Source organism: Pseudomonas sp. SYWMCR5, from assembly GCF_057197165.1.
In genome coordinates this window covers 230087-250987 of the sequence record NZ_JBXUNH010000005.1, presented here as the reverse complement: position 1 = coordinate 250987, position 20901 = coordinate 230087, and the positions used below count along the sequence as shown (strand labels likewise).

The window sequence follows — 20901 nt, the reverse complement described above, 5'->3', positions numbered from 1 at the left end:
GCTGTTGACAGATGAACGAGGCGCTTGCGCCCTGCCCCGAACACAGACAGCACCGCGCCAGGACTATGAGACCCACGTTTTATTCACTGTTGTTCAGCCTCGCCTTGCTGCCGGCGCTTGGCCATGCGGCCGAAAAGACCGTGTACGGCCTGAACGAATACGCCCGCCTGGGCGATCTTGACCTTGAAGTGGCCGCCAAGCTCGACACCGGCGCCAAGACCGCCTCGCTCAGCGCACGCGACATCAAGCGCTTCAAGCGCGATGGCGAAAGCTGGGTGCGCTTCTACCTGGCCATCGACGCCGCCCACAAGCACCCCATCGAACGCCCACTGGCCCGCGTCAGCAAGATCAAGCGGCGTGCCGGTGACTACGACCCGGACGAAGGCAAGGCCTACACCGCCCGCCCGGTGATCGAACTGAACATCTGCATGGGCCAGGCCCTGCGCACCATCGAAGTCAACCTCACCGACCGCAGCGCCTTCCAGTTCCCGCTGCTGATTGGCTCCGAGGCACTCAAGCACTTCGACGCGCTGGTCGACCCCAGCCTCAAATACGCCGCCGGCAAACCTGCCTGTGCCACCGAAGCTCCCAAAGTAGAGTAATTCCGATGCGCTCTCTTACCCTGCACCTGAAAGTCCTGATCACCATCCTGGTGCTGCTGGGCGTGACGGTCACCTGCTACCAGATCTTCATCCTGGGCATCCCGGTGACCGAAGACGAGACCGACGATCTGTGGAACATCGACGCCAAGGTCGAGTTCGTCGCCAGTCCCAAGGACCCGGTGAAGATCCAGATGTTCGTGCCGCCACTGAACCGCGACTACGTGAGCCTCAACGAGAGCTTCATCTCCAACAACTACGGGGTCAGCGTCAATCGCACCGACGGCAATCGCAAGGTCACCTGGTCGGCTCGCCGCGCCAGTGGCAACCAGACCCTGTACTACCGCCTGGTCCTGACCAAGCGCTACAGCACCGAGAAAGCCAAGATCAAGGGTCCGACCTTCCGTGACAGCCTGGCGGTCGAAGGCCCCGAAAAGATCGCCGCCGAAGCACTGATGGCACCGATTCGCCAACACTCTGCCGACGTCGAGACCTTCGTCAGCGAAACCATCAAGCGTGTCAACAACGCCAACGACGACAACGCCAAGCTGCTGCTGGCCGGCGACAACTCCCCCATGAAGAAAGCCCAGGTCATCGACCTGCTGCTGTCGATCGCCCACGTGCCGATGGAAAAGGTCCATACCATCCGCCTGGTTGCCGACACCCCGCAGAGCCCTGAGCTGTGGCTGCGCAGCTTCAACGGCAACGCCTGGCTGTACTTCAACCCGGAAACCGGCGAGCAAGGCCTGCCCAGTGACCGCCTGCTGTGGTGGACCGGCGATGAAAACCTGATTACCGTCGATGGCGGCAAGAAGGCCACCGTCACCTTCAGCATGAACAACAGCGAGATGAACGCCATCCGCCTGGCCAAGCTGACCGACGAGAACACCGACGCCGACTTCCTCGAATACTCCCTGTACGGCCTGCCGCTGCAAACCCAGCAGACCTTCATGATCATGGTGATGATCCCGATCGGCGTGCTGGTCATCCTCGTACTGCGCAACCTGATCGGCATTCAGACCCTTGGCACCTTCACCCCGGTGCTGATTGCCCTGGCCTTCCGCGAAACGCAGCTAGGCTTCGGCATCGTGCTGTTCACGGTGATCACCGCCCTGGGCCTTTCGCTGCGCTCCTATCTTGAACACCTGAAGCTGCAGATGCTGCCCCGCCTGTCGGTGGTGCTGACCTTCGTCGTGGTGCTGATCGCTGCGATCAGCCTGTTCAGCCACAAGCTGGGCCTGGAGCGCGGGCTGTCGGTGGCGCTGTTCCCGATGGTGATCCTGACCATGACCATCGAGCGCCTGTCGATCACCTGGGAAGAACGTGGCGGCGGCCATGCGATGAAAGTCGCCGTCGGCACCCTGTTCGCAGCCTCGCTGGCGCACCTGCTGATGACCGTGCCGGAAGCCGTGTACTTCGTCTTCACCTTCCCGGCCGTGCTGCTGATCCTGGTGGGCTTCATGCTGGCGATGGGTCGCTATCGCGGCTACCGCCTGACCGAGCTCGTTCGCTTCAAGGCATTCCTGAAGAAGGCTGACGCCTGATGTTCGGACTGATCAAGACGTGGAAAGCCCTGGAGGCCCGGGGCATCATGGGTATCAACCGGCGCAACGCGGACTATGTTCTGAAGTACAACAAACGCCACCTGTACCCGATCGTCGACGACAAGATCATCACCAAGGAGCGCGCACTGGCGGCCGGTATCCATGTGCCGGAGATGTACGGCATCATCGAAACCGAAAAAGAGATCGAAAAGCTCGACGAGATCATCGGCGGGCGTAGCGACTTCGTGATCAAGCCAGCGCAGGGCGCTGGCGGCGATGGCATCCTGGTAGTCGCCGACCGCTTCGAGGACCGTTATCGCACGGTCTCTGGCAAGATCATCAGCCATGAGGAAATCGAGCACCAGATCTCGAGCATTCTCACCGGGCTGTATTCGCTGGGTGGACACCGCGACCGAGCCCTGATCGAGTACCGCGTCACCCCCGACCAGATCTTCAAGAGCATCAGCTACGAAGGCGTGCCTGACATCCGCATCATCGTGCTGATGGGCTACCCCGTGATGGCCATGCTGCGCCTGCCGACCCGCCAGTCCGGCGGCAAGGCCAACCTGCACCAGGGTGCGATCGGCGTCGGCGTGGACCTCGCCACTGGCGTCACCCTGCGCGGCACCTGGCTGAACCGGATCATCAGCAAACACCCGGACACCACCAACGCAGTGGACGGCGTGCAGCTGCCGAACTGGGACGGCTTCATGAAGCTGGCTGCCAGTTGCTACGAGCTGTGCGGGCTGGGCTACATCGGCGTGGACATGGTGCTGGACCAGGACAAGGGCCCGCTGATCCTGGAGCTCAACGCCCGCCCCGGCCTGAACATCCAGATCGCCAACGACTGCGGCCTGACCCAGCGCACCCACGCCATCGAGGCGCATATCGAGGCGCTGGCCAAGGACGGCATCAGCGAAGATGCCGAGACTCGCGTGCGGGTGGCACAGGGGCTGTTCGGCCACGTCGTCCAGCAATGACTCCAGCACAGGCCGTCCCTGCAGGGGCGGCCTGCTCCAACTGGTGCTAGGCACTTTTCCTACAGCGGCCTACAATCCCCCTCCTTGATTTTCATCGCCGTCCATTCCGATGCCGACCTGTACGCTGCACCCCCTGCCCTACCAGCCCGATCCTGCGCATTACTTCAGCCGCTTGCGCCTGGCCCCCGGCGCCATCCTGCTCGACAGCGCCCGTCCGGTCGCCGAGCGCGGGCGCTTCGACCTGTTCAGTGCCTGGCCGCTGCAACAACTGCAAGCACAGAACGGCGAAAGCGGCGAAAGCTATCTGCAGCGGTTGCGCCAGGCGCTGGCGGGGCTTGGCGAGGCTACGCTGCCCGAGGGCAGCAAACTGCCGTTCGCCGGCGGACTGATCGGCTACCTGAGCTATGACTTCGGCCGGCGCCTGGAGCATCTACCGCACCTGGCGACAGACGACCTCGGCCTGCCCGATGCGCAACTGGGCCTGTACGCCTGGGCTGCCATCACCGACCACCAGCTGCGCACCAGCCAACTGGTGTTCCATCCCGCCTTGCCCAGCAGCGAACGCGAGCGCCTGATCCGCCTGTTCGAGGGCGATGACAGGTCACCCAACGGAACCTTCAAGCTGCTCGCGCCCATGCAGGGCGACCTTCGTGCCGAGCAGTACCACGCGGCCTTCGATCAGGTACAACGCTACATCCACGCCGGAGACTGCTACCAGATCAACCTCACGCAGCGCTTTCGCGCCCCCTGCCAGGGCGACCCGTGGCAGGCGTACCAAGCGCTGCGCAGCGCCTGCCCGACGCCCTTCTCCGGCTTCCAGCAGTTGAGCCCAGACAGCGCACTGCTGAGTTTTTCGCCAGAGCGCTTCATCCGAGTCAATCAGGGCGACGTCGAGACTCGCCCAATCAAAGGCACCCGCCCACGCTCGCCAGACCCGGAGCAAGACCTGCGCAACGCTCGCGAGTTGCAAGCCAGCACCAAGGATCGCTCGGAGAACCTGATGATCGTCGACCTGCTGCGCAACGACATCGGCCGTACCTGCGAGATCGGTTCGGTGAAGGTGCCGGAATTGTTCAGCCTGGAGAGCTACCCCAACGTCCACCACCTGGTCAGCAGCGTCACCGGACGCCTGGCCGTCGGCAAGGATGCATTGGACCTGATCGCCGGCAGTTTCCCCGGCGGCTCGATCACCGGGGCTCCGAAGATCCGCGCCATGCAGATCATCGATGAACTGGAGCCGACACGCCGGGCGCTGTACTGCGGGTCGCTGCTATACATTGACGTGCGCGGCGAGATGGACAGCTCGATCGCCATCCGCAGCCTGCTGATCAAGGATGGCCAGGTCAGTTGCTGGGGCGGTGGCGCCGTGGTGGCTGATTCGGCGTGGGAGGCCGAATACGAGGAGTCGATCGCCAAGGTGCGGGTGTTGATGGAGACCTTGCAGGGCCTATAGCCGATGATTCGCCTGTAGGAGCGGCGGTTCGGCGCCCCGACTTGCCCGCGAAGCAGGCACCCTCTATTCGAGCCCGTCTACCCCGCCATTTTTTGTTACCATCGCCCCATTACGAGCGCACAGCGCCATACACACGATGGAAACCGCCTGATGAGCCAACCCTTCGACGTCGCCGCCCTGGCCGCAACCTATGCCAGCAAGTCCCCGCAGGACATTCTCAAGCTCGCCTTCGAACACTTCGGCGACGACCTGTGGATCTCTTTCAGCGGTGCCGAGGACGTGGTGCTGGTAGACATGGCCTGGAAGCTGAACAAGCAAGTCAAGGTGTTCAGCCTCGACACCGGTCGCCTGCACCCGGAAACCTATCGCTTCATCGACCAGGTTCGCGAGCAGTACAACCTGCCGATCGAAATCCTCAGCCCGGATCGCACCAAGCTCGATCCTTTCGTCAAGGAAAAGGGCCTGTTCAGCTTCTACAAGGATGGCCATGGCGAATGCTGTGGCATCCGCAAGATCGAGCCGCTGCGTCGCAAGCTGGCCACCGTCAGCGCCTGGGCCACCGGCCAGCGCCGCGATCAGAGCCCTGGCACCCGCAGCCAGGTCGCGGCACTGGAGATCGATTCGGCGTTCTCCACGCCCGAACGCACCCTGTACAAGTTCAACCCCCTGGCGCAGATGAGCAGCGCGGAAGTCTGGGGTTATATCCGCATGCTCGAGCTGCCGTACAACAGCCTGCACGAACGCGGCTTCATCAGCATCGGCTGCGAACCCTGCACCCGCCCGGTGCTGCCGAACCAGCACGAGCGTGAAGGACGCTGGTGGTGGGAAGAGTCGACTCAAAAGGAATGCGGGCTGCACGCCGGCAACCTGATCAGCAAGGCCTGAAAACAAACGGGGCAAGCCCGCACCTACACAAAACCTGTAGGAGCGGGCTTGCCCCGCGATGGGCCGCGACGCGGCCCCTGCCTCATGCCAACTCAGTGCACGGGCAGCTCAACCCCTTCGAACAGTTCTTCCAGCTCCTGCTTGTTGTGGCACTGGATCGCCTTGGCCATCACTTCGCGGGTCAGGTGCGGCGCGAACTTCTCGATGAAATCGCACATGAAGCCACGCAGGAAAGTGCCACGGCGGAAGCCGATCTTGGTGATACTGGCTTCGAACAGCTCGCTCGCATCCAGGCACACCAGGTCGCTGTCGAGCTTCGGATCGACCGCCATCTTCGCGACGATGCCCACACCCAGGCCCAGGCGTACATAAGTCTTGATCACATCGGCGTCTGCGGCGGTGAACACCACCTTCGGGGTCAGGCCGCGATGGTTGAACGCTTCGTCGAGCTTGGAACGGCCCGTGAAACCGAACACGTAGGTGACGATGGGGTACTCGGCCACCGCTTCGAGGGTCAGCTTCGGCAACTTGGTCAGCGGGTGCCCCTGGGGCACCACCACGCAACGATTCCATTTGTAGCACGGCATCATGATCAGATCACCGAACAGCTCCAGCGCCTCGGTGGCGATGGCGAAATCGACAGTACCGTCAGCGGCCATCTCGGCGATCTGCATCGGCGAGCCCTGGTGCATGTGCAGGGATACTTCAGGGTACTGCTTGATGAAGTTGCTGATCACAGGAGGCAGGGCATAGCGGGCCTGGGTGTGGGTGGTCGCGATGGACAGCGTGCCCTTCTTCTCGTTGGAGAACTCCTGGGCGATCTGCTTGATGCTTTCGACCTTGCGCAGGATCTCGCCAGCAGTGGTGATGATGCGCTCGCCCGCCGGGGTGACGCGGGTCAGGTGCTTGCCGCTGCGGGCGAAGACTTCGACGCCCAGTTCGTCCTCGAGGAGACGGATCTGCTTGCTGATCCCGGGCTGAGACGTGTACAGGCTCTGCGCGGTCGCGGAGACGTTGAGGTCATGGTGCGCTACTTCCCAGATATAGCGCAGTTGTTGAAGCTTCATAGATTCCCCTCGAATCAGCGGTAGGTCACCGGCTGCTGGCAGCGACGATTTATAACTATATTAGTGGTAAGAGAAATAAATCTAGAACTATTTTGTTACACCCCAAGGAAAAGACCTACCGCCAGCTTCAGACTTTCCTACGCCCCAAATGCTGTGCCAACGGCACCATGTACACCGGCACCGGTGACAGTTGCAGCAGCCGTACCGCTGTGCGGCCAATCGGCACATCGACACCCGCGCCCTCGGCATGGCTGCCGAAGATCAACAGGTCGACCGCCAGACGCTGGGCCTGCTCCAGAATCACTTGCGCAGGATCCCCCTGGCGCACCCGCACGGCCTTGATCACCGCCAGATCGGCCGCCTCGCCCAATTCCTCGCGAAAATTTTCCAGCACCCGCTGCTCGATGTTGGCCATCACCGTGTTGACCCCCTGGGAGTGCAGGCGGTCGAGGGTCTGCTCATCGAGATAACTTTGCAGTAACGACTCGGCGAACTGGCCCATGGGTTCGACGGCGTGGATCACGTACAACTCTGCGTTGAAGGTCCGCGCCAGGGCCAAGGCGTGTTGCATGACGAAGGGCGCGTAGACGCCGAGATCGGTGGCGTACAGCATGGAACGGATCATTCGGCCTCCTCCACTGCCACGGGGGCAGAGCAAGCTACAGCTTAGCAGTGCCGTGGAGAGCCGCTTCGCCGTCCGGCGCAGCGGCCAGCCATACGCTTCAGCCCGCGCAGTTGCGCCGGTCGATGAACGCCAGCGCCTGGTACAGCGCTTCCATCTTCGGCAAGTGGCAACCGGCCTCGCGGGCACGGGCCAGGGGTTCACCGTAGATCACCTGCAACTCCAGCGGCCGCTGCTGAGCATGATCGTGGTACATGCTCGGCCAGTAGTCAGGCATCTGCTCGGTGACCCGGAACAGGTGCTCGGCATAGCCTTCCGGCAGTGGATGCCCGCAGGCCCGTGCGCCCTCGACCACTTCGGCCATCAGCCCGCGAATCAGCGCGCGGCTGTCGGGGTCGCCCATCAGAGGCGTCGTGCTGGCCTGCAGCAACACCGACAGGCCGTTGTACGGCACGTTCCACACCAGCTTCTGCCAGCGCGCCTGAACGAGGTTGTCCATCGGCTGCGAGTCGACCCCCGCAGCGCGGAACAATTCGGCGCCCTCGGCGACAATGGCTGCACCGCGGTCGTCGCTGGGACCGCTGTGGTAACCCAGGTTGACCGCGCCCAGTGCCTGGTGGCGGATCACCCCGGGCGCTACGCGGTTCACACAGATAAAGCACAGCCCCCCGAGCAGGTGCATGTCGTCGCGCAACGCGCCACGCAACTGCTCCTCGACGCCCAGGCCATTCTGCAGCAACACCACCTTGGCACCGGGCGCTCCCGCCTGGACGATCAGCGGCGCCAACTCGGCGTTACTGGTGGCCTTGGTGCCGATCAGCAACCAGTCGCACTGCGGCATGTCACTGGCCGAGGCATAGGCCTGGACCTTCATCTGCAGCTCTCCGTGCACGGCGCTGTTCAGGGTCAGCCCCTGCTCATGCACCACGCCATATTCGCTGCGCAGCAGAAAGTGCACGTCAAAACCGGCACGCGCCAGCATCAGCCCATAGAAGCCACCGATGGCACCGCTACCGATGATGCCGATGCGTTTGTTACGAGGATCCATACCGCTCTCCTGTCGAAGCGATGACTGTCTGTCCGATTTTCTTACAGTGAATCAGCCTGTTTGCGATCCTTCACTATACTCAGGCCATGAAGGTCAAATAATCGACACGGAGTCGACGATGTGTGGATTTCTGCCTCACCCTGACGGGATTCCGGTCGAGCTGAATCTTCGCCCGTCTCCCAGCCTGTTCCGTCGGCACCTGCATACCCTGGGGCTTGGCGGCATCGCTTGCAACCATCCGCGTGCCTACCGTCGCGGCACTGCAGTGGAAGTGGTCATTCCTTCATTGGGCGCACAGGCACGCTATGCCGGCTATGTTGCCTGGTGCCAGCGGCTGGATGCTGGCTACCGCGTGGGCATCGCCTTCACCGACGACCAGGCGCTGTTCGGCGCACGCATGGGTGAGCAGGTTTGCCATATTCATCATTACTGCCAACTGCACCAGCAACATGACCTGCAGGGCGAACAGGCGCAGGCGTTGGCACAGCAGTGGATCGCCCAGCACGGCGCCGAATTCTCCGAAGCAGCGCTGCTGGGCGAACACCCCCTGATGTCGCCGCCCTCGGCGAGCCCACTGCGCGATCCTTGTATCGCGATCGGCCTGCAAGGCAGCTCGCGCACGGGCAAGTCACCTTTTCAGCGCTGACAGCCCCCTGCCCATTGTCGCGCCCGATGTAACGCGCTAAGGTTCGGCTCCCCGCTGCGAACAATCTGCTGCTGGGCCGCACGGGGTTTGCTGGCGGCCGGCACCCGTGACCTGACGAGTAACACGATGGCTGATTTACCGATCGATGACCTCAACGTTGCCTCCAACGAGACCCTGATCACCCCCGATCAGCTGAAGAAAGAGATTCCCCTCAGCGCCAAGGCCCTGCAGACCGTGACTGCCGGCCGTGAAGTGGTGCGCAACATCCTCGACGGCAAGGACCATCGCCTGTTCGTCGTGATCGGCCCCTGCTCGATCCACGACATCAAGGCTGCCCACGAGTACGCCGACCGTCTCAAGGTACTGGCCGAAGAAGTCTCCGACACTCTCTATCTGGTCATGCGCGTGTATTTCGAGAAGCCTCGTACCACCGTAGGCTGGAAAGGCTTGATCAACGACCCCTACCTGGATGACTCGTTCAAGATCCAGGACGGCCTGCACATTGGTCGCCAATTGCTGCTGGACCTGGCCGAGAAGGGCCTGCCGACCGCGACCGAAGCCCTCGACCCGATCTCCCCGCAATACCTGCAGGACCTGATCAGCTGGTCGGCCATCGGTGCCCGTACCACCGAATCCCAAACCCACCGTGAAATGGCCTCGGGCCTGTCTTCGGCGGTCGGCTTCAAGAACGGCACCGACGGCGGCCTGACCGTGGCGATCAACGCCCTGCAGTCGGTGTCCAAGCCCCACCGCTTCCTGGGTATCAACCAGGAAGGCGGCGTGTCGATCGTCACCACCAAAGGCAACGCCTACGGCCACGTGGTGCTGCGTGGCGGCAACGGCAAACCCAACTACGATTCGGTCAGCGTTGCCCTGTGCGAACAGGACCTGGCCAAGGCCAAGATCAAGGCCAACATCATGGTCGACTGCAGCCACGCCAACTCCAACAAGGACCCGGCGTTGCAGCCGCTGGTGATGGAGAACGTCGCCAACCAGATTCTGGAAGGCAACCAGTCGATTATCGGCCTGATGGTCGAAAGCCACCTGAACTGGGGCTGCCAGGCCATTCCGAAAAACCTTGAAGACCTGCAATACGGTGTTTCGGTGACCGACGCCTGCATCGATTGGGCCGCCACCGAGAAGAGCCTGCGCAGCATGCACGCCAAGCTCAAGGATGTGCTGCCCAAGCGCCAGCGCGGCTGATACGCACGCAAACGAAAACGCCGGGCAATTGCCCGGCGTTTTCGTTGGTGCGGTGTCGATTCAGGCCTTGGTCGAGTGGCGCTGCTGGCGCTCCATGTAACGCTCGACGTAAGAGCATGATGGAATCACGGTGTAACCCATTTGTTCGGCGTACTCCAGGGCCTTTTCAGTCAAGGCGGCGGCGATGCCACGACCACGCAGGGCGTTGGGGACGAAGGTGCGATAGATGTCCAGCGTCTGCTTGCCCAGATCCATGTATGTCAGGTAGGCACGATGACCGTCCACGTTGGTCTCGAACTGATGACCGGCCTGGTCATGGTGGATGGTCAGCGCGTCACTCATCACTACTCCTCGCAGGTCTTTTGGCAGACCTTTGCCTTGACCGATGGTTTATCCGGCGGAGGAACCTCAACGCCACTCATGCCCCTTGGACCGTGGTCCATCAGCAATCGTTCGACGCCCGGGACACCCAAATAGTAGGCGTGCAACGCGGGATTGCTCAAGGTGCACATGGCTAAAAATTCCATGCAAGCGGGTTGGGCCGCCGGTGCCGGTCGACACCAAACAGCCAGCCGGATGTTCTACGGGGTAAGACGTTTGAGGACCGTGAAAGTCACCCTTAGTTCAACAAAAAGTTTCCTTGGTACAACCGCTTGCGTCCGATTTGCGGGGTCTTCACACTTTCTTTACAAACCCCGTCACACGCGGCCCGTGGCAACATTTTTTTTGCAGTTCTTGCGCTCTGTCAGTTTACTTACTACAAGTAATGGGTACTATGTACGCCGGCCAGTTTCTCTTTTCCGAGAGATGGCTATTTAATAGAAAGTCCTTGAAGGGGAACACGATGAACAACGTTCTGAAATTCTCTGCTCTGGCTCTGGCCGCAGTTCTGGCTACCGGTTGCAGCAGCGTATCCAAAGAAACCGAAGCTCGTCTGACTGCGACTGAAGACGCAGCAGCTCGCGCTCAAGCCCGTGCCGACGAAGCCTACCGTAAGGCTGACGACGCTCTGGCAGCCGCTCAGAAGGCTCAGCAGACCGCTGACGAAGCCAACGAGCGCGCTCTGCGTATGCTGGACAAAGCCAGCCGCAAGTAATAATCCTCACGGATTGTTATGGAGCCGGCCCACTTGTGGGCCGGCTTTTTTATTGCCCGAAAAAAGACCTCTCTCACCTCGCCTCCCGCCTCCCAAAAAACGAAAAGGCCTGCACGATGGCAGGCCTTTCGGTTCAAGCAGGCAAGGGCTTACTGCAGCTCTGGCGGGATGCTCGATACCATCGGCGCAGCGCCTTGCCCATTGACAGGCACGGCGATCTCGACCGGCATGCCGTCCTCGGCGGCCACCACGTCACGAACCATGTCCCAGTTCATACGCAGGTTGTTGGTCAAGTCTTCACGCTTGAGCAGTGCATTGATGACGGCCGTGTGCTTGTCGACCACCGACGGGTTGCCATGGTCGTCCAACGGCGTGTGTGCCTCGAGATAGACCTTGCCACCACTCACGCCGAACTTGTAAGGCTCGTTGATGATCCGCACCGGGGTGCCCACCGGCACCATCTTGGAGAGCGCCACCACGTTGTTGTTGAGCATGCGGAAGCAGCCGTGGCTGGTGCGCATGCCGATGCCGAACTTCTTGTTCGAACCGTGGATCAGGTAGCCCGGCAGGCCCAGGGTGAACTTGAACGGACCCAGCGGGTTGTCCGGGCCGGCCGGCACGACAGCAGGCAGGATATCGCCGTCAGCGGCGTGTTCAGCGCGAATCGAGGCCGGCGGCGTCCAGGTCGGGTTCGGTGTCTTGGCGGTGATCTTGGTGATCGCGATCGGTGAGCCCCAGCCTTCACGGCCGATCCCCAGCGGGAAGGTGTGCACCACGTTCTCGCCTTTCGGGTAGTAGTACAGGCGGTACTCGGCCAGGTTGATGACGATCCCCTCGCGCGGCCCGGGTGGCAGGACGTAACGGGTCGGCAGGATGATCTCGGTGCCAGCCCCCGGCAACCAGGGATCGACGCCCGGGTTCGCGGCGATCATCTCCAGGTAGCCCAGGTCGTTGGCCGTACCGATGTCGGCGAAGGTGTCTTCGTACTTGGCCTTGATCGTCCGGACCTGGCCGACGACGTCTTCGCCGGGCGGTGGCAATGGCAGCTCCAGCGCGACGGCAGGACCGGTCAGCAGCAAGGCGGCCAGGGACAGGCAACGGGTGACGGCGGGAAAGCGCGGCAACATCCGGTAAATCCTTCGAAAGAGGGTTCAAGACATTCGATTGTACACCCGCCCGGATTCAAGCGGGAGGCATCGGCAGGCGTTGCAAGGGTTACAAATGATGAAAGGTGAGCTCAGAGCTCCGGCCACACCGGGCGTGTACCCCGGCGCTGGGCATCGAGGATGGCCCGGCACAGCGGGCACAGGCGTTCGTCGCGATAGACCACGCGCTCGACCGACGACCAGCGCGGCTGCGCCGGCAGCAAGCCGCCACACAAGGTGCGGTCGACCGGAGCACCCAGTTCGAGCTGGCGAGCGGCGAGATGGACACGGACTTCCTGGCAGGCGAACAGGTCGAGCTGCTCGTCGGGCTCGATCAGTTGATAGGCATACAGGGACCAGGCGGGGCGTGGCATCGGGGGCACTCGAAACGGGGGGCGCAACATTAGCCGAAAGCGGCCCCCGATAAAAGCGTCAGAGCAAGGGTTTTATCGTCGGCCAGGCATTCTCCAGCAGGCGCTGCTGGGCGCCTTGGGCCGGATGGATGCCGTCGGCCTGCATCATCTCCGCTACCCCACCTATGCCCTCCAGAAAGAACGGCACCAAGGCCACCTTCTTTTCGTTCGCCAACTGCTCATAGACCTGGGCGAACGCGGTGGTATAGCGCGCGCCATAATTCGGCGGCAGCCGCATCCCGAGCAACACCACCTTGGCGCCGGCCTCACGGGAGCGATCGATCATCGAGGCAAGATTTTGTTGCAATTGTTGTGGAGGTTGCCCACGCAGCCCGTCGTTCCCGCCCAGCTCCAGCACCACCAGATCAGGCTTGTGCGCTGCAAGCAGCGCCGGCAGCCGCGCCTGGCCACCTGCGCTGGTGTCGCCACTGATCGAGGCATTGACCACGCGGTCGGTAAAACCCTCGTCCTTCAGGCGCTTTTCCAGGAGCGTGACCCATCCCTGGCGGGTATCCAGGCCAAAACCGGCGCTGATACTATCGCCGACAACCAGCACCGTTCCCGCCGTCGCGCCCTGGGCCAGGCAACACAGGGCCAGACCGGCACTCAACCACCACATTCGCATCGGATTCTCCATGGGCCCCAGCATTCTCGTTGCGCAGAACCTTAGCAAAGTGGTCCCCAGCGCGGAAGGCGACCTCACCATCCTTCACCCGCTTTCCCTCGACCTTGACCAAGGCGACAGCCTGGCCATCGTCGGTGCATCCGGCTCCGGCAAGTCGACCCTGCTCGGCCTGCTCGCAGGCCTTGACCGCCCCAGCGATGGCAGTGTCGTGCTCGCCGGTCACGACCTCGGCCCCCTCGACGAAGACCAGCGGGCACGGGTGCGTGCCGAACACGTCGGTTTCGTGTTCCAGTCGTTCCAGTTGCTCGACAGCCTCAATGCCCTGGAAAACGTCATGTTGCCCCTGGAGCTGGACGGTCGCCGCGACGCCCGCGAACAGGCCCGCACCCTGCTCGAACGGGTCGGCCTGGGCCAGCGCCTGAGCCACACCCCACGCCAACTGTCCGGCGGCGAGCAGCAACGGGTGGCGATCGCCCGCGCCTTCGCGGCGCACCCGGCAGTGCTGTTCGCCGACGAACCCACCGGCAATCTCGACAGCCATACCGGCGAGCGCATCAGCGACCTGCTGTTCGAGCTCAACAAGGAACGCGGCACTACCTTGGTGCTGGTGACCCATGACGAACGGCTGGCCAAGCGCTGCCGTCGCCTGATCCGCCTGGACGCCGGACGCCTGGTGGCGCCCCTGGAGCCATGATGACCCGCCTGCCGTTCATGCGCCTGTGCGCCCTGGCCCTGCGCCAACTGCTGCGTGACGCTCGCGCCAGTGAAGTACGGGTACTGTTCTTCGCACTCCTGGTGGCCGTCGCCGCCAGCACCGCCATCGGTTACTTCGGCGCCCGCCTCAACGGTGCCATGCAATTGCGGGCCAGCGAATTCCTCGCTGCCGACCTGGTACTGCAGGGTTCCTCCGCTGCCCAGGCGGCGCAGATCGACGCCGGCACTTCGCGCGGCCTGACCCACGCTCGCGTAGTGGAGTTCACCAGCGTGGTAGCCGCCGATGCTGGCATCCAGTTGTCGAGCATCAAGGCCATCGACCCGTCCTACCCGCTGCGCGGCCAACTGCGCAGCGCCGCCACGCCCTATGGCAGCGAAACGCCCGGCGGCGGGCCGGCGCCCGGCGAAGCCTGGGTCGAGGCACGCCTGCTGGCGGCACTGGGGCTGTCACTGGGCGACAGCATCGACGTGGGCATGAAGACCCTGCGCATGACCCGGGTGCTGACCTACGAACCAGATCGCGCCGGCAACTTCTACAGCCTCACCCCGCGAGTGCTGATGAACATCGCCGACCTGGACGCCACCGGCGTAATCCAGCCAGGAAGCCGGGTCACCTATCGCGACCTGTGGCGCGGCGAGCCGGACATCCTCGTGCAGTATCGCCAGGCGGTGGAGAAGGATCTTGCTGCCAACCAGCGGCTGCTCGACACCCGTGATGGCAACCGCCAGATTGGCGGCGCGCTGGGTCGCGCCGAACGCTACCTGAACATGGCCAGCCTGGTGGCGGTACTGCTGGCCGGCGTGGCCGTGGCGCTTTCGGCCAGCCGCTACGCCGCCCGCCGCCTGGACGCCAGCGCCCTGCTGCGCTGCCTGGGGCTGTCACGACACCAGGCGTTGGGCCTGTACTCGCTGCAACTGGCAATGCTGGGGCTGGTGGCGGCACTGGCCGGCGCCCTGCTTGGCTGGCTCGCGCAACTGGGGCTGTTCGCCCTCCTGCAGGGGCTGCTGCCCAGCACCGTGCCACCGGGCGGCATCGCCCCGGCACTGGCCGGCATCGGCACCGGCCTGGTGGCGCTGGCCGGCTTCGCCCTGCCACCGCTCGCCGCACTGGGCCGAGTGCCGCCTCTGCGTGTGCTGCGCCGCGACCTGCTGCCAGTTCCGCCCAGCAGTTGGCTGGTCTATGGCGCCGCATTGTTCGCCCTGGGCCTGATCATGTGGCGTCTGAGCCTCGACCTGCTGCTGACCTTCGCCCTGCTCGGCGGCGGCATGATCGCTGCGCTGCTGCTCGGCGGCCTGCTACTGCTCGGCTTGCGCAGCCTGCGCCGGTTGCTGATCGGTTCGCCGCTGCCCTGGCGCCTGGGGCTGGGCCAGTTGCTGCGCCATCCGCTGGCAGCCGCCGGCCAGGCGCTGGCCTTCGGCCTGATCCTGCTGGCCATGGCCCTGGTCGCGCTATTGCGCGCCGAGTTGCTGGACAACTGGCAGGCGCAGCTACCCAAGGATGCCCCCAACCACTTCGCCCTGAACATCCTGCCAGACGAGCGCGAACCCTTTGCCCAGCGCCTGCGCGAGGTCAATGCCACCTCGGCGCCGCTGTACCCGGTGATCCCCGGCCGTCTCACCCATATCAACGATCAGCCGGTACAACAGTTGGTGAGCAAGGAGTCCACCGGCGACCGTGCCGTGCAGCGTGACCTGAGCCTGACCTGGGCTGCCGAACTGCCCCAGGGTAATGCCTTGAGCGAAGGCGACTGGTGGCAGACACCACCGCCGGCCGACGGACCACCCGCGGTATCGGTCGAGGCGGAGCTGGCCGCAAGCCTCAAGCTCAAGCTGGGCGATCTGCTGACCTTCGACATTGGCGGCGAGCACCGCCAGGCACGGGTCAGCAGCCTGCGTACGGTGCACTGGGACAGCTTCCAGCCGAACTTCTACATGATCTTCCAGCCAGGCACCTTGCAAGGCCTGCCCGCCACCTACCTGACCAGCTTCTACCTCGCACCGGGGCACGATACCGACGTGGTCGCCCTGTCGCGGGCGTTTCCGGCGGTGACCATCCTCCAGGTCGATGCGCTGCTGGGGCAACTGCGCAGCATCCTCGCCCAGGTCACGTTGGCGGTGGAGTACGTACTGCTGTTCGTGCTCGCGGCAGGCCTTGCGGTGTTGTTCGCCGGCCTGCAGGCCACCCTGGACGAGCGTATCCGCCAAGGCGCGCTACTGCGCGCCCTGGGCGCCGGTCGTGCACTACTGGTCAAGGCCCGGCGCATCGAGTTCGGCCTGCTTGGCGCCGCCAGCGGCCTGCTCGCAGCCCTGGGCTGCGAACTGATCACCTGGGCCCTGTATCGCTACGCCTTCGACCTGCACTGGGCGCCCCACCCCTGGCTGTTGGTGCTGCCACTGTTGGGCGCGATCCTGGTAGGCGGTGCCGGTGTGTTCGGCACCCGCCGCGCACTCAATGCGACACCACTGAGCGTACTGCGCGAGACTTGAGCCGATGGCGCCAGCTCGCCGTGCCCACCAGCACGGTGAGCAGCACCATTGGCGTCCCCACCAGCAAGGCCAGTTGCCTCACGTCCAGATCCGGCCAGTGGCTGGCAACCAGCCCATAGGCCGCACCGCTGGCCATCTGCAGGAAAAAGAACTGCCCGGTGGACAGCCCGATGTCCTGCTGCACACAGCGCAGCAACCCAGCCTGGGTGGCCGGGATCACCATGCCAGTACTCAGCAGGATCGCCATCATCGGCACGACGAAGGCGCCCGCCGTCGGCCCGATCCAATGGACCGCCAGCCACAGGCCGCCCCAGCCGACAGTGCCGATGCCGGCCCCCACAGCCAGGATCTGCGTCAGGTCATGCCTGCGACTCAGGCGCCGGGCCAGGAAACTGCCGGTGACATAACCCAGTGCACAGATCGCAATGAGGGTGCCGTACTCGAACGCACTGAACCCCAGCAATCTCTGGAAGGCGTAGGACGACGAGGACAGGAACGCAAAGTAGCTCATCCAGACCAGGCTGATACAACACGCGTGAAAGACGAACGCTCCCGTGCCCAGATTGCGCCTGTACACGCGCAGGATCGTGCCCACCGCAACACCCTGCCCCGTGCCCGGCAGGCGAGGCACAAGGCGCCAGAACACGAGCAGCACCAGCAGGTTGAACACCCCCACTAGCCCCAGTATCCCGCGCCACCCCACTTGCGGCAGCAGCGCCCCGCCCAGCAGCGGCGCAAGGCACGGCGTGATAGCGATGGCCGAAGCCAGCGTAGTGAGAATGCCCATGCGCTCGTGCTCGGCGAACACCTCGCGCACCACCATGCGTGTCGTTACCGTGCCAACGCAGCCGCCCAGGGCCTGCAGCAGACGGCCAATCATGAACGGAACGAAAGACGTCGCACTGGCCGCAAGCCCTGTGCCGAGCACAGCCAGCAACAGCCCGCCCAACTGCACTGCGCGCGGCCCGTAGCGATCGCTCAAAAGCCCGGCCAGCATCATCGACAGCGCATAGCCGACCATATACATCACCAAAGTGCTCTGTACCTGACCAAGGCCAGACTGCAGCTGCTCGGCCAGTTGTACCGAGGCTGGCACCATGATGCCGAGGCCGACCTGCGGTACCACCACCGCACTCAGCAAGGCCACTGACAATCCGGGCCGGTTCATGGCCGCACCCGCAACGCAAAAGACAATCGGACGGGCGAACGCAGCCCCACCGCTCTACACATGATTCGATGTTCCTTGAATGAAGGTTCGGGACGCCTGAAGGGCACGACGCAAAGGCTCTGCGTCAGGCGATTGAGGTTAGGGGCGGCGCTGCATAAGATGAAGGCCCATTAGGCCTTCCCGGGTATGGACCACTATGGCCAGAGGCAAGCAAGCCATTGCCCTCGACCTCGCCCTGCCGTTCGAACTGTCTGCCGGCAGCGCCACCGGCAAGCACCGGCTGCTGCATGGCTTTCTCCAGGAACTGATGGTCAGCGGCCATCTGCCACCCGGCACCCTGCTGCCCTCAACACGCACGCTGGCACAGCGCTGGGGCGTAGCGCGCGGCACGCTGGAGGCGGTGTTCGAGCAACTCAAGCTGGAAGGCTTCATCGAGCGTCGCCAGGGCGCGGGCTCGCAGGTCACCCTGCAACTGCCCGATGCCCTGATCGCATCCGGCAACCCGACCGGCCACGCGCCACCAGCGCGGCCGATGCCCGATCCACAGTTGTTGCAAGCGCAGGTCCAGGCGCGCGTCCCCTTCGTCGCGCGCCTGCCCGACCCGAACTTGCTGGAGCAGAATCTTTTCCCGGCACGCCTGGAGGCCCCCGGCCTGCTTGAACGCTTGCCTGCGCAGGGTGACCCACGCCTGCGCCAGGCCATTGCAGCCCATCTGAGACTCTATCGAGGTATCGACTGCGAGGCGGATGACATCCTGGTCACCCACGGTATTCGCCACACCCTCGACCTGTTCAGCCGCGTGCTGCCCAGGCACCGGGCGCTCGCCCTCGAGGACCCAGGCTATGCCTGGGCCAGGCGGATTTTCGAACGCTCGGGGCACAGGCTGTTCAGCACGCCACTCGACGAACAGGGCCTGCGCGTCGATACCCTTGCCGACCATGAAACGCTCGGGGCGGTGCACGTGACGCCCGCCCATCAAGCGCCATTGGGCATCTGCATGAGCGTCGAACGCCGCCAGGCCTTGCTCGACTGGGCGCAGGCACAGGACGCGATAGTCATCGAGGACGATTACGACAGCGAGTACAACTATGCGAGTGCACCGCTGCCGGCGATCAAGGCGATCGACCACCATGACCGAGTGCTGTTCTGCGGCAGTTTCAACAAGACCTTGTTCAGCAACCTGCGCCTGGGCTTCGCCGTGGTGCCCCGCCGCCTGCACGCCGAAATGCTGGACACTCTGACGATCTCCGGGCAAGCGCCTGGCGCCCTCGGCCAGCGAGCCCTGGAGCAGATGCTCGGCAACGGCCAGTACGCGCGCCACCTGCGCATTGCCCGGCAGACCTACCAGCAACGCCGCGACCTGCTCATCGACAGGCTGCGCCGGCACACTGACGTGCGAATTGCCGGCGAGCAGTCAGGGCTGCATTTCATCCTCTGGTTGCCCGAAGGCTGCAACGAACAGCAATTCTGCCAACAGGCCCGCGAGCAGGGCCTGATGCTTCAGCCGCTCGGACTGTTCACCCGTGAACATGCCTGGCCTCCAGGCGTACTGGTGGGCTACGCCTCGTTGACCGAGGCGCAGATTGCGCTGGCCGGGGACTCGCTGGGGCGGCTGTACCGGGATGCGCTCACTGGGCGCCGTAGTGGATGCGATTGATGTACCAGGTCGCTTCGCCCGTGGGCGTATGCACCAGCACTTCGTCGCCCTCTTCTTTCTTCAGCAACGCGCGGGCCATGGGTGAGTCGATGGAGATGTAGTCGTTGCGACCGTAGATTTCGTCGTAACCGACGATGCGAAACGTCAGGGTTTCGCCGTCGTCGTTCTCGATCTCGACCCAGGCACCGAAGAACACCTTGCCTTCCTGCTCCGGGGAATAGGCGACGACTTTCACATCCTCGAGGCGCTTGCGCAGGTAGCGGACCCGCCGATCGATCTCGCGCAGCAATTTCTTGTTGTACTGGTAATCGGCGTTCTCGCTGCGATCCCCCAGCGACGCGGCCCAGGTCACCTTCTGGGTGATCTCGGGGCGGTAGACGCGCCACAGGTGGTCCAGCTCCTTCTTGAGGGCGTCATGACCTTCGGTGGTGATGATGTTGGTACTCAAACCGCTTGCTCTCCTCGGCACAGCCACAGCAGGCGCCTTGGGCCTGCCGGGTTACCGAGCTTAACCAAAAACAGAAGCCGCCACACCCCGCTCAGCGACGGGTGATCAGGCCCTGGCGCGCGATGCGGGTCAACTGGCCGATGATCTCGCCGGCATCCTCGCCGATCGGGGCCTGGATTACGGCCAGGTCAAAGCGATCGTTGGCGTAATGGGCAAGGTTGCAAGCCGCTTCGGCGAACTGGATGAGGAAGGCGCGGGCCTGGCCCTTGCGGCGCGAGAAGCCGTCGAGGTTACGCAGGAGCGTGGGTTGATGCTGGCCACCGAGCAGGATGCGCGGAGTGCGGGAGGCCTGGTCAACAGGCAGTGGGGTCAGGCAGACACTGGTACGTGGGCAACTCATGGTGGTATCTCTTCGCCTCGCAAATCCCGCTGGGCAGCGGTGGGAGGCGTCACCGAACCAGCGCTTTAGCGGTATTTCGGATCGCCCGGGGGCCTCTCCTGCGCCCCGCAAGTAGCTGTTTAAATCGGCGCAAGCGGTATCGTAGAGCGTCGGACGGCAAGCTGCAAGAGGGCATTCACTTGCAGCTTGCCGCAGGGTGGTTGCAACGAGATGTCAGCGGGCGATCAGACGATCCAGAGACAGGCGCCCCGCCCCTTCGACCAGCACCGCCAGCGTGCCGCCCAACAGTGCCAGGGCGAACTCGTAGCCGTTGTTGGACATGAACAGACCATTGCCGATGTGCACCGAGAAGATCGCCACCACCAGCGTCACGCTCAGCGCCAGCGCCGCCGGGCGGGCCAGCAGGCCGAGCAGCAGTGCCAGGCCGCCGAAGAACTCCGCGCTGCCCGAAAGCAGGGCCATCAGATAGCCAGGGGCCAGGCCAATGCTTTCCATCCATTGACCGGTGCCTTCCAGGCCATGGCCACCGAACAGGCCGAACAGCTTCTGTGAGCCATGCGCCATGAAGATGATGCCGACCAGGATGCGGATGATGCTGAGGCCGAAACCGGCGCGGGTGACGAACAGGGCGTTGAGGGAGGGATTCATCGGGTGAGCTTCCTTGAAATGTCAGGTTGGAATGGCCGCCATCTTAATCAAAC

At 63.7% G+C, this 20901-nt stretch carries 21 protein-coding genes and 1 pseudogene; 11 read left to right on the top strand and 11 right to left on the bottom strand.

Annotated features, from left to right (window positions below; genetic code table 11):
* Window positions 1–65: 65 nt before the first annotated feature.
* The 5 genes from rloA to AC2CGW_RS15690 all read left to right on the top strand — a co-directional run bounded on the left by rloA (window position 66) and on the right by AC2CGW_RS15690 (window position 5461).
* Entirely contained in the window at window positions 66–602 is a 537-nt protein-coding gene (gene rloA, locus AC2CGW_RS15710; protein WP_186669553.1) for a retropepsin-like aspartic peptidase RloA, read from the top strand.
* A 5-nt stretch (window positions 603–607) separates the two neighbouring features.
* Window positions 608–2143, top strand: coding sequence for an osmotic stress tolerance membrane protein RloB (gene rloB / locus AC2CGW_RS15705; protein WP_186669555.1), 1536 nt, complete (start codon window positions 608–610; stop codon window positions 2141–2143).
* Window positions 2143–3123, top strand: coding sequence for an alpha-L-glutamate ligase-like protein (locus tag AC2CGW_RS15700; protein ID WP_063544141.1), 981 nt, complete (start codon window positions 2143–2145; stop codon window positions 3121–3123). Before rloB ends, AC2CGW_RS15700 begins: the two co-directional genes overlap by 1 nt.
* A gap of 109 nt (window positions 3124–3232) precedes the next feature.
* Window positions 3233–4576, top strand: coding sequence for an aminodeoxychorismate synthase component I (pabB, locus tag AC2CGW_RS15695; RefSeq protein WP_288375489.1), 1344 nt, complete (start codon window positions 3233–3235; stop codon window positions 4574–4576).
* A gap of 150 nt (window positions 4577–4726) precedes the next feature.
* Entirely contained in the window at window positions 4727–5461 is a 735-nt protein-coding gene (locus AC2CGW_RS15690) for a phosphoadenylyl-sulfate reductase (RefSeq protein ID WP_186669561.1), read from the top strand.
* A gap of 92 nt (window positions 5462–5553) precedes the next feature.
* On the opposite strand, the gene cysB is transcribed toward AC2CGW_RS15690, so the two are convergent.
* From cysB to AC2CGW_RS15675, 3 genes are all read right to left on the bottom strand, one after another.
* Window positions 5554–6528, bottom strand: coding sequence for an HTH-type transcriptional regulator CysB (gene cysB, locus AC2CGW_RS15685; protein ID WP_054895446.1), 975 nt, complete (start codon window positions 6526–6528; stop codon window positions 5554–5556).
* A gap of 127 nt (window positions 6529–6655) precedes the next feature.
* Window positions 6656–7153, bottom strand: a complete 498-nt coding sequence (locus tag AC2CGW_RS15680; protein ID WP_151924055.1) for a universal stress protein — start codon at window positions 7151–7153, stop codon at window positions 6656–6658.
* 97 nt (window positions 7154–7250) lie between these two features.
* Window positions 7251–8198, bottom strand: a complete 948-nt coding sequence (locus AC2CGW_RS15675) for a putative 2-dehydropantoate 2-reductase (RefSeq protein ID WP_484574268.1) — start codon at window positions 8196–8198, stop codon at window positions 7251–7253.
* Between the two features lie 118 nt (window positions 8199–8316).
* Between AC2CGW_RS15675 and AC2CGW_RS15670 the strand changes: the two are divergent.
* Window positions 8317–8727, top strand: a pseudogene (locus AC2CGW_RS15670) (PilZ domain-containing protein); the annotation flags it as partial.
* Between the two features lie 243 nt (window positions 8728–8970).
* Window positions 8971–10047 (top strand): 3-deoxy-7-phosphoheptulonate synthase, encoded by a 1077-nt coding sequence (locus AC2CGW_RS15665; RefSeq protein WP_054895443.1) that lies wholly within the window; start codon window positions 8971–8973, stop codon window positions 10045–10047.
* Window positions 10048–10107: 60 nt separating this feature from the next.
* Here the strand turns inward: AC2CGW_RS15665 and AC2CGW_RS15660 are convergent, their stop codons facing one another.
* Complete coding sequence (locus AC2CGW_RS15660; RefSeq protein ID WP_186669564.1) at window positions 10108–10389, bottom strand: GNAT family N-acetyltransferase; 282 nt, start codon at window positions 10387–10389, stop codon at window positions 10108–10110.
* A 502-nt stretch (window positions 10390–10891) separates the two neighbouring features.
* Here AC2CGW_RS15660 and oprI point away from each other — a divergent pair.
* On the top strand, window positions 10892–11143 hold the full coding sequence (gene oprI / locus AC2CGW_RS15655) for an outer membrane lipoprotei OprI (RefSeq protein WP_003259780.1): 252 nt from the start codon (window positions 10892–10894) through the stop codon (window positions 11141–11143).
* A 149-nt stretch (window positions 11144–11292) separates the two neighbouring features.
* Here oprI and AC2CGW_RS15650 read toward each other — a convergent pair whose 3' ends face one another.
* From AC2CGW_RS15650 to AC2CGW_RS15640, 3 genes are all read right to left on the bottom strand, one after another.
* Entirely contained in the window at window positions 11293–12270 is a 978-nt protein-coding gene (locus AC2CGW_RS15650) for a L,D-transpeptidase family protein (RefSeq protein WP_186669565.1), read from the bottom strand.
* A gap of 110 nt (window positions 12271–12380) precedes the next feature.
* Window positions 12381–12662: a hypothetical protein gene (locus AC2CGW_RS15645; RefSeq protein WP_186711412.1), complete on the bottom strand. Its 282-nt coding sequence runs from the start codon at window positions 12660–12662 to the stop codon at window positions 12381–12383.
* A 58-nt stretch (window positions 12663–12720) separates the two neighbouring features.
* Window positions 12721–13326, bottom strand: coding sequence for an arylesterase (locus tag AC2CGW_RS15640; protein WP_484574267.1), 606 nt, complete (start codon window positions 13324–13326; stop codon window positions 12721–12723).
* A 10-nt stretch (window positions 13327–13336) separates the two neighbouring features.
* Between AC2CGW_RS15640 and AC2CGW_RS15635 the strand changes: the two genes are divergently transcribed.
* Entirely contained in the window at window positions 13337–14020 is a 684-nt protein-coding gene (locus AC2CGW_RS15635) for an ABC transporter ATP-binding protein (protein ID WP_063544135.1), read from the top strand.
* Complete coding sequence (locus tag AC2CGW_RS15630; RefSeq protein WP_186719669.1) at window positions 14020–16527, top strand: ABC transporter permease; 2508 nt, start codon at window positions 14020–14022, stop codon at window positions 16525–16527. The genes AC2CGW_RS15635 and AC2CGW_RS15630 overlap by 1 nt, the downstream gene beginning before the upstream one ends.
* On the opposite strand, the gene AC2CGW_RS15625 is transcribed toward AC2CGW_RS15630, so the two are convergent.
* On the bottom strand, window positions 16490–17695 hold the full coding sequence (locus tag AC2CGW_RS15625) for an MFS transporter (protein WP_484574266.1): 1206 nt from the start codon (window positions 17693–17695) through the stop codon (window positions 16490–16492). The two genes, AC2CGW_RS15630 and AC2CGW_RS15625, sit on opposite strands and share 38 nt — an antisense overlap.
* Window positions 17696–17891: 196 nt before the next feature.
* On the opposite strand from AC2CGW_RS15625, the gene pdxR reads away from it, so the two are divergent.
* A complete protein-coding gene (pdxR, locus tag AC2CGW_RS15620; RefSeq protein WP_484574265.1) occupies window positions 17892–19352 on the top strand; it encodes a MocR-like pyridoxine biosynthesis transcription factor PdxR in 1461 nt (486 codons plus the stop codon).
* Here the strand turns inward: pdxR and greB are convergent.
* The 3 genes from greB to AC2CGW_RS15605 all read right to left on the bottom strand — a co-directional run bounded on the left by greB (window position 19324) and on the right by AC2CGW_RS15605 (window position 20848).
* Window positions 19324–19800 carry a transcription elongation factor GreB gene (gene greB, locus AC2CGW_RS15615; protein ID WP_186669574.1) on the bottom strand — a complete coding sequence of 159 codons (477 nt, stop codon included), beginning with the start codon at window positions 19798–19800 and terminating at the stop codon, window positions 19324–19326. The genes pdxR and greB overlap by 29 nt on opposite strands.
* A 91-nt stretch (window positions 19801–19891) precedes the next feature.
* Window positions 19892–20200, bottom strand: a complete 309-nt coding sequence (locus tag AC2CGW_RS15610) for a hypothetical protein (protein WP_186669575.1) — start codon at window positions 20198–20200, stop codon at window positions 19892–19894.
* A gap of 213 nt (window positions 20201–20413) precedes the next feature.
* Entirely contained in the window at window positions 20414–20848 is a 435-nt protein-coding gene (locus AC2CGW_RS15605; RefSeq protein ID WP_186669576.1) for a DoxX family protein, read from the bottom strand.
* Window positions 20849–20901: the final 53 nt, after the last annotated feature.